The sequence below is a fragment of the Beijerinckia sp. L45 genome (genome assembly GCF_009765775.1).
GTDB lineage: Bacteria > Pseudomonadota > Alphaproteobacteria > Rhizobiales > Beijerinckiaceae > RH-AL1.
Window position 1 is genome coordinate 62,397 of sequence record NZ_LMUU01000215.1, and the last position, 7,644, is coordinate 70,040.

Here is a 7,644-nt window from a genome sequence, read left to right on the forward strand (position 1 = left end):
GCAGCCTGCACATGCGTATACGCGGGAGCTGCTCGCAGCACTGCCGCATCCGCCATGAGACGTCGCCGTCGATGCGAGCCGAGCTCCTCTCATCGTCTCCGCGTTAGGTCATCCCATAGGGTTCCGGACCTGAACCGCATAGACATGAGCTGCCCGCCTCACCGACCCTCAGGCCTGTGGGCCTCCGACGAGGAGCCTGGGGCGCTTTCAGTGCACTCGGAGCGAAGCGGATGTGCTCCCGATTGATCCAAGGGGCCGATGTCGCGCTGTCCGTGTCCTCTGCGCGCTTGCCCACCGCGATCGCGCTACAAGTCGAAAGAACAGAGCGCGCAGTGGTGAAGGCCAGTTTGTGGGAAGTCCGAGGATGACCGATACCCTTTGCGTGTGATCCGTCAAAGGCCTCTCTCTTCGTTCCCATTCTCCAAGAGCCTCGCGAACGCTCTGATATCGATCAAGATAAATCGACATCGATAGAGCATTCATCATGCCGCACCCGGCTCCCTGGCCAATGTTGGGGGGAAGCGCATGGGCTGCGTCTCCGAGAACTGCGACGTTGTCGTGTGACCAGCGCCTGAGCTGGATGCACTCAAACCGGTCGTATCGACAGTCATCCCCGAGCCGATCGATAAGTGTACTGAGATTTGGAAAAGAACGCTTCCATTCATCCTTATTCAGCGGAACGGTCGTCGCGGGGGTGTCACGATGAAGCATCGTCAAGCAGACGTAGATCTCCTTCTGGCTGCACGGGGTGTACAGAACGCGCCGACTGCCGGACCAATATTCGATCGTTTTGCCGTCAAGCAGATCGTCCTTGGTCTTATCGATCATAACGCGGATGGCGCCATCCAACATCGGTCTGCGCGTTTCAAGCAGGTTAAGAGAGTCGCGAATCTTGGAATTGACGCCATCGGCGGCCACGACGAGATCCGCTTCGATCACGCGCCCATCGGTAAAACAAAGCTCTCCATTTGGGCGAATGCCTGCCGCTTCAGAGCTCGTTACGATCTCACAACCGAGTTGCCGAGCCGATTCAGCTAGACTGTCAATCAGCAGTTGACGAGCGACGCAATAGACGCGGACGCTGTCGTCCCATTTATGCGTTGAGATCAGCCTATCCTGTTGGTCACGTATCTCGCGAATGGGCGCGGGACGGGCGCCGCGAGTGATACGGTCGAGGGCACCGAAAGTCTCGAGCACACGGAGCCCGTTTTCATATAGATAGATGCCAGCACCGCTTGCCCTCAACTCTGTCGAGCGTTCATGAACTCGAACGTCCCAGCCTCGCATGCGCAACGCGCAGGCTGATGCGAGACCCGAAAAACCCGCTCCAACAATCTCCACTCGACGGCTCATTGGTCATATCCTCAAGACATATCAGAGTAGATTCGGTGCGGAGGCTCTTTCCTTGAGCTCCGGGCGCAGAGAGGGCCGCGGCCCCCCCGAATACGAAAGCGGGCCATGAAAGCAGGTATTATGCCGAGCCGACCATAGGGTCATCGAAATAGATAAGGATCTTTTCGCAAGACGATTTCACCAAGCTATCAGTTCGTCCTGGAGGCGCTCTGATCCAAACTCAAGTTGATGACGTGGCACAAATCAAAAAAGAAGCCATACGTACCGCGATCCTGGATGCCGCAGGCGAACTGTTTGTGGAAAAAGGCTATATCAGCGCCACGATTCCACAGATCGCCATGCGCGCAGGCGTCGCGCCATCGTCTGTCTATGTCTATTTCAGCTCAAAACTGGAGATCGTCTACGAGGTTTACACGCCGTGGTTCAAAGCCAAGCTCGAAGCGCTGGAGTGTGCTGTCTCCGTGATGCCAGACCGGCGAGCGGCGCTCACCCGGATCATTGCAACAATCTGGCAGGAGATACCCCGGGCGGAAAACGGGTTCGCGATCAATCTAATGCAGGCGCTCGCGTCGGCTACACAGGACGGCGGCTACGATCCTGGCTTGTTGCAATGGACTGAAACCAGGCTTGCCGGCATGCTGATGCGGGTGTTGTCTTCGCCGAAGATTACGCGATCCAAGGCTCTTACGATGGCGCATATTATAATCATGAGCTTCGACGGATTTGCGCTTAGTGCCCGGATCCATCCTTCGTCGCTCTGCAGCGACGCGCACGTCACGATGTTCGTCGATATGCTTTTCGCGCCGCAACGTGCCGAACGGGGCGCGACAGGCGCAACGATGAAAATTCCGGAAATCACGTAAAAGCGAATGCTAGTCGCTATTGCTTTCGAGGCTATTTTCGGCTGTACTCCAACGATCGTACCGCGCTCGCTACGCTGCCGCGCCAGGGAGTACGCCATGAAGGTTCTAATTGCCGGCGCCGGAATCGGAGGGCTTACAACCGCGCTCTTCCTGCAGCGCCAGGGCATGCGCTGCGAGATATTTGAGCAGGCGAAAGAAATCCGCGCCCTCGGCGTCGGTATCGTGCTCATGCCGCATGCGGTCGCTCAGCTAGCGGCGCTCGATCTACTGCCCGAACTCGACGCCATCGCGACGCGCAGCGCGCATATGTATTACGAGACCCGTCGCGGCCAAGGCGTGTGGGACGAACCGCGCGGCATGCTCGCCGGCCACGCCGTTCCGCAATTCTTCGTTCATCGCGGGCTGCTGCAGACGATGCTCTTTGAGGCCGCCTGCCGGACCTTGCCGGAGGGTTCGATCCATCTCGGCCAACGTTTCGAGGCCTTTCGCCAGACGGCGGACGGCGTGACGGTCGACGTCGTCGCCGCGGACGGCACGATAACGGCGGCGCATGGCGATGTCCTCGTCGGCGCGGATGGCATCCACTCGGTCGTGCGCCAGCGCCTTGTGCCTCAAGAAGGACCACCGCTGTGGAGCGGTCTGATGATGTGGCGTGGCGCGGCGGACTGGGCGACGTTCAAGGGCGGTGCGTCGATGCTCATTGCCGGCGGCGTCGATGCCAAGGTCGTGTGCTATCCCATCGGTCCCGGGACGACGCCGGAGACGCGCCTGACGAACTGGGTCGTCTGCGCTCGAACCGCGCCATTTGGCGCCACCCCGCCGCGTCGCGAGGACTGGGCGCGACCTGGCCAGATGGCGGATCTCGCGCCCCTGTTGAAGCAATTTACGATCGACACCGTCAACGTCGACGCGCTGGTCGCGGCGACCGGCACGTTCTGGGAGTACCCGATGTGCGATCGCGATCCGATCGCTCATTGGTCTCAAGGTCGCGTGACGCTGCTGGGCGATGCCGCGCATCCGATGTATCCGATGGGTGGCAACGGCGCGTCGCAGGCAATCCTCGACGCGCGCTGCTTGTCCGACGCGCTGGCGACGCACGACGAACCCGTCGCGGCACTGAAAACCTACGAACAGGATCGCTTGCCTGGAACCTCCGAGATCGTCCGGCTCAATCGCGGCGGCGGTCCTGAGGCGGTGATCGATGCGATCGAGGTCCGCGCTCCCGATGGTTTTGCCGACATCGACGCGGTGCTGAGCCGCGGCGAGCGCGAGCAGATCGTGCGCGGCTATGCCAGCAAATCGAGCGTCATGTCGGCGCGTGCCGTGGCGCAATCCGTGGCGACGGGCGGGCGATGAGCCGCTTCATCGCGCTGTTCCACGACGCTGTGGACCCGACCACCGTCGACGCCGCCGTCAGCGCCGCGCATTTTGCCTATCTCGAACATCAGCAGGGCGCGATCGTTCTTGCCGGCGGCCTCCGGCCCGATGCTGGACAGCCGTTCTGCGGGGCGATGTGGATCATGAGCGTCGCGGACCACGCCGCGGCCGAGCGGCTTGTCGAAGACGATCCCTATCGCCTGGAGAACGTCTGGTCGAAACCGACCATCTATCACTGGGGCAAGGCGCCCTTTTACGGCAGCGTCACACTGTAGGAGCGGACCATGAGCGACGATTTCAAGGACGTGGTGATCGTCCGTCCGGAGCAGGCGAGCCAGGCGCGGCAGGGCATGCCACAGTTCTTCGGCATCAGCGGGGCGTCGGCCGGCACCACCGCGCTGTCGATGAACCTCACCGCCTTCGGGCCGGGCGGCGCGGCGAAGGCGCATTACCACCGCGATTTCGAGACCGCGATCTACGGCGTCAGCGGCAAGATCGCGCTGTTCTTCGGCAAAGACCTCGAGAAGGAAGTGCTGATCGAGCCCGGCGTGTTTTGCTTCATTCCGCCCTTCGTCCCGCACAAGGCTTTCAACCTCAGCGACGTCGAAGGCGCCACGGCGCTGACCGCGCGAAACGATCCGCAGGAGCAGGAAAACGTTGTCCTGACGCCGCATCTCGACGACAGCCGTCTCGATGCGATCGTGGCGCAGCGCAAGCGGCAGGTTGCCCTTGTCGGATCTTAATGGCGCGGCGACCCGTTTGGATCGCGCGCATTGATCTGGCATTGAATGGTTTTGTTCAACTCGATGAAGACGCTGTAATTCGCTGCGACTTTTGGCAATAGGCCAGGCCGTCAGGATGGCGCGAACTTTTTGCTGAGAGCTGCGGCGGCGCCTGGAAGGCGGTTCTTTCGTGGAGCCCTGGTCCGGGATCATGTGAAAGCCCGTCTTTTAAAACGCGGTTCGGCACGCGGGCACGGTTTTTGCAGATTGTATGGCACCAAGACATTATACTAGAGTGCCCGGGTGTATATGGCTTGCAGCTTGGACGTGCAGATGCGCCAAGACTTCAGATTGACTTGTCGTCCTGTGATGCTTGAAAAGCGCGAACATGCGTGCTTCACGCCCGCAACAACGGCACGCCTTTCCGAGTCGGCTTTAGAGATCGTCGGCAGCTTTTTGCAAAAATCAAATCCGAGCGTACTTGAAGAGGTGCTCATCGGGCTCGGACCATGATGGAAAGAGGATACCAGATGTCAGAGTCCTTGGTGATTGCTCGAAGTGCCGGAAATGCCGACCTGGAAACGACTGAGGATCTCTTGAGGCACGATGCGCTGCGTTCGCCATCGCCGTGGCGATGGGTCATCGCCTTCGTTATGCTTGCGACAGTTGTCACCGGTTTCTTTGATCGCATCAGCATCGCAGTCCTGTTTACCGATCCGAGCTTTAATGCAGCGATCGGGACAGGATTTCGTCCCGCAATGCTCGGTCTTCTCATGACCGCCTTCCTTCTTGCATACGCAATATCGGCGATCTTCTTGAGCTTTTTGGGCGATCTTTTGGGACCGCGCCGAGCTTTAGGATACGCAGCCGGATTGTGGGGGGTAATGATGCTGCTGATGGGAAGTTGCAGTTCCTATGCAGCCATGATGTTTTGCCGCGTCATCCTCGGCCTTAGCGAAGGACCGCAGTTCTCACTGATAGCGAAAACAGTACAACGTTGGTTTCCGCCCCGCGAGCAGGGGCGTGCGAACGCCGTTTGGATGGTGGGAAGTCCTATCGGCTCTGCAATCGGTTTTCCGCTGACGATTTGGCTCGTTGCAAGTTATGGATGGCGTGCCTCGTTCTACGTGCTGGGTGCGCTAAGCCTCATCATTGTTATGCCGCTGGTTTTTTCTGTTCTCCGTGATCGTTCCGACGCGCCCGTTGCTGCAGTCCGGACACCCCTTCGTCTCGCCGACGTTCGTCTTGTTCTCTCTGACAAGCGGGTCTGGCTTCTATCAATCTATTGCGCCGGGTTTTTGACCTATCTTTGGGGCCTCAACGGCTGGTTGCCGACCTACCTTGAAAAAGTCAGACATTTCAATCTTCGCCAGATGGGGCTCTATTCATCGCTGCCTTTCGTTCTGATGTTCTTTGCCGAGGTGGCGTCAGGCTTTATTGCGGACCGCACCGGACATAAGGCTCTTGTTTGTGTCGTTGGGCTATTCATGGCTGGCGTATTGCTATTCGTTGGTACTTTAGTCGACGATCCGCATGTTGCGGCAATAATCATAGCGCTGAGTGCCGGCGCTTGGGGCTTTGGCGCCCCGCCGCAGTATGCGTTGGCAATGAAGGTGCTCCCTGCTTCGGTGACGTCAACCGGTGTTGGCGTGATCAATGGGATCGGCAATCTCGTTGGAGCGTGTGCGCCCGCGTTGATCGGCTGGCTTGTCGCTTTGACCGGGAGCTTCCAAGTCGGCCTGATGATCGTGGTCGCTGCCGCCGTTTTAAGCTCTCTCGCGCTTATTCCGTTAATTCGGTTGCGATAGCGAAAGGTGCGAATGCCCGCCGGCAGTCCTGGCGGCCACGAAGCTTATATCCACGCTGAGATCGGCGGCGCAAACCATTCGAAGTCCCGATGGTTTGAGCGCCCCGTTGCCATAGGTCAGGCCGCGCGAGACAAGGCGTGCGAGCCGCCATTGCGGGTCGGTGCAATCGGGCAGACGTCTTCGAGACGTGCCTGCCGTCTAAGTAGCCACAGCAATCGGGAACGCTCTTTCGACGAACTCGTTGTGCGCCTTCAAGACATTCTCAGGTGTGTTCGCACCGGGCTTAAAGGTGCGGCAATGACCGACGTCCACGACTGGCACGAAACCGATCGGCTGCATGCCGAGCAGGGGCAAGGCGACCCGTTTGCGGCCGCCGTCCGCGCCACGCGGATGGCGATGATCATCACGGATCCGCGCCTGCCGGACAACCCGATCGTTTATGCCAATGCCGCCTTCCTCGGACTTACCGGCTACAGCCGTGCCGAGGTCATGGGTCGGAACTGCCGCTTCCTGCAGGGGCCTGACACCGACAGGGACGCTGTCACTGCGATCCGCGTCGCCATAGCGGGCCGCGTCGACATCGCCGTCGACCTGCTGAACTATCGCAAGGATGGCAGCACGTTCTGGAACGGCCTGTATCTGAGTCCGGTCATCAATGCTTCGGGCGAACTGCAATTCTTCTTTGCCTCGCAGCTCGATGTCACGGACCGCGTCATGGCGCAGATGCAGGTGAGCATCCAGAAGGATCTGCTCGAGCGGGAAGTGACGCGGCGGACCCAGGATCTGCAGGATGCGCTGGCGGCGAAAACCATGCTCGTCCACGAAGTCGATCATCGGGTGAAGAACAACCTGCAGATGATCGCTTCGCTGCTCGTCATGCAGGCCCGTACGATCAAGGACCCCGAGGCCCAGGCCTCTTTGCGCGGCATGCTGCAGCGAGTCGAGTCGATCGGAACGATCCATCGGCGGCTGTACCAGTCGAGCGATGTGCAGCAGTTCGATCTCGCCGACTTCATCCGCGACATCGCAGGCGAGCTGATCAAGGCGTCGGGGCGCGACGATATCGCCTTGGCGCTCGACCTCGAGCCAATCAACGTTCGTTCGGAGCAGGCGTCGCCGGTCGCTTTGATGCTGAACGAGTTGATCACCAACGCGCTGAAGCATGCGTTTCCTTTCGGACGGGCAGGCCAACTGGCGATCGAAATTCGTCGGGCGCAGGATATCCTCAATGTCGTCGTGGCCGATAACGGAGTGGGCATGGCGCCGGGGCAAGCTGAGCCCGCTAAAGCCGGCTTCGGGCGACGCCTGATCAAGACGGTGGCCCGCCAGCTCAGGGCGGAAGTCACCTGGCTTTCGAACGATCCGGGGACGCGCGTCGACATTGCCATGCCCCTCCAGCTCCTTGCCGAGGAGACGAGCCATGCGTGAGCCGCTTCGCATTCTGATCGTCGAGGACGAAGCCATCCTGCTGATGCAGCTTGAGGCGATGTTCGAGGACGAAGGCCATGTCGTGGTGGGGAC

General features: G+C 60.0%; 8 protein-coding genes. 7 read left to right on the forward strand and 1 reads right to left on the reverse strand.

Annotated features, from left to right (window positions below; all coding sequences use genetic code 11):
- Nucleotides 1-207: 207 nt before the first annotated feature.
- A complete protein-coding gene (locus tag GSQ79_RS30425; RefSeq protein WP_158810978.1) occupies nt 208-1,353 on the reverse strand; it encodes an NAD(P)/FAD-dependent oxidoreductase in 1,146 nt (381 codons plus the stop codon).
- 233 nt (nt 1,354-1,586) lie between these two features.
- Between GSQ79_RS30425 and GSQ79_RS22350 the strand changes: the two genes are divergently transcribed.
- The 7 genes from GSQ79_RS22350 to GSQ79_RS22380 all read left to right on the forward strand — a co-directional run bounded on the left by GSQ79_RS22350 (nt 1,587) and on the right by GSQ79_RS22380 (nt 7,551).
- Entirely contained in the window at nt 1,587-2,216 is a 630-nt protein-coding gene (locus GSQ79_RS22350) for a TetR/AcrR family transcriptional regulator (protein ID WP_158810979.1), read from the forward strand.
- Nucleotides 2,217-2,312: 96 nt separating this feature from the next.
- Nucleotides 2,313-3,572, forward strand: a complete 1,260-nt coding sequence (locus GSQ79_RS22355; RefSeq protein ID WP_158810980.1) for a flavin-dependent oxidoreductase — start codon at nt 2,313-2,315, stop codon at nt 3,570-3,572.
- The gene (locus GSQ79_RS22360; protein ID WP_158810981.1) at nt 3,569-3,868 is read left to right on the forward strand and encodes a YciI family protein; all 300 of its coding nucleotides are present in this window, start codon (nt 3,569-3,571) and stop codon (nt 3,866-3,868) included. The genes GSQ79_RS22355 and GSQ79_RS22360 overlap by 4 nt, the downstream gene beginning before the upstream one ends.
- Nucleotides 3,869-3,877: 9 nt before the next feature.
- Nucleotides 3,878-4,336: a cupin domain-containing protein gene (locus GSQ79_RS22365; protein ID WP_158810982.1), complete on the forward strand. Its 459-nt coding sequence runs from the start codon at nt 3,878-3,880 to the stop codon at nt 4,334-4,336.
- A gap of 300 nt (nt 4,337-4,636) precedes the next feature.
- On the forward strand, nt 4,637-4,828 hold the full coding sequence (locus GSQ79_RS22370) for a hypothetical protein (protein WP_158810983.1): 192 nt from the start codon (nt 4,637-4,639) through the stop codon (nt 4,826-4,828).
- Nucleotides 4,829-4,845: 17 nt separating this feature from the next.
- Nucleotides 4,846-6,123: an MFS transporter gene (locus GSQ79_RS22375; protein ID WP_158810984.1), complete on the forward strand. Its 1,278-nt coding sequence runs from the start codon at nt 4,846-4,848 to the stop codon at nt 6,121-6,123.
- A gap of 297 nt (nt 6,124-6,420) precedes the next feature.
- Entirely contained in the window at nt 6,421-7,551 is a 1,131-nt protein-coding gene (locus GSQ79_RS22380) for a histidine kinase dimerization/phosphoacceptor domain -containing protein (protein ID WP_158810985.1), read from the forward strand.
- Nucleotides 7,552-7,644: the final 93 nt, after the last annotated feature.

Coding starts and splice junctions, on each gene's coding strand:
- GSQ79_RS22360 (WP_158810981.1), top strand. CDS start 3,569: ATGAGCCGCTTCATCGCGCTGTTCCACGACGCTGTGGACCCGACCACC.
- GSQ79_RS30425 (WP_158810978.1), bottom strand. CDS start 1,353: ATGAGCCGTCGAGTGGAGATTGTTGGAGCGGGTTTTTCGGGTCTCGCA.
- GSQ79_RS22365 (WP_158810982.1), top strand. CDS start 3,878: ATGAGCGACGATTTCAAGGACGTGGTGATCGTCCGTCCGGAGCAGGCG.
- GSQ79_RS22375 (WP_158810984.1), top strand. CDS start 4,846: ATGTCAGAGTCCTTGGTGATTGCTCGAAGTGCCGGAAATGCCGACCTG.
- GSQ79_RS22355 (WP_158810980.1), top strand. CDS start 2,313: ATGAAGGTTCTAATTGCCGGCGCCGGAATCGGAGGGCTTACAACCGCG.
- GSQ79_RS22380 (WP_158810985.1), top strand. CDS start 6,421: ATGACCGACGTCCACGACTGGCACGAAACCGATCGGCTGCATGCCGAG.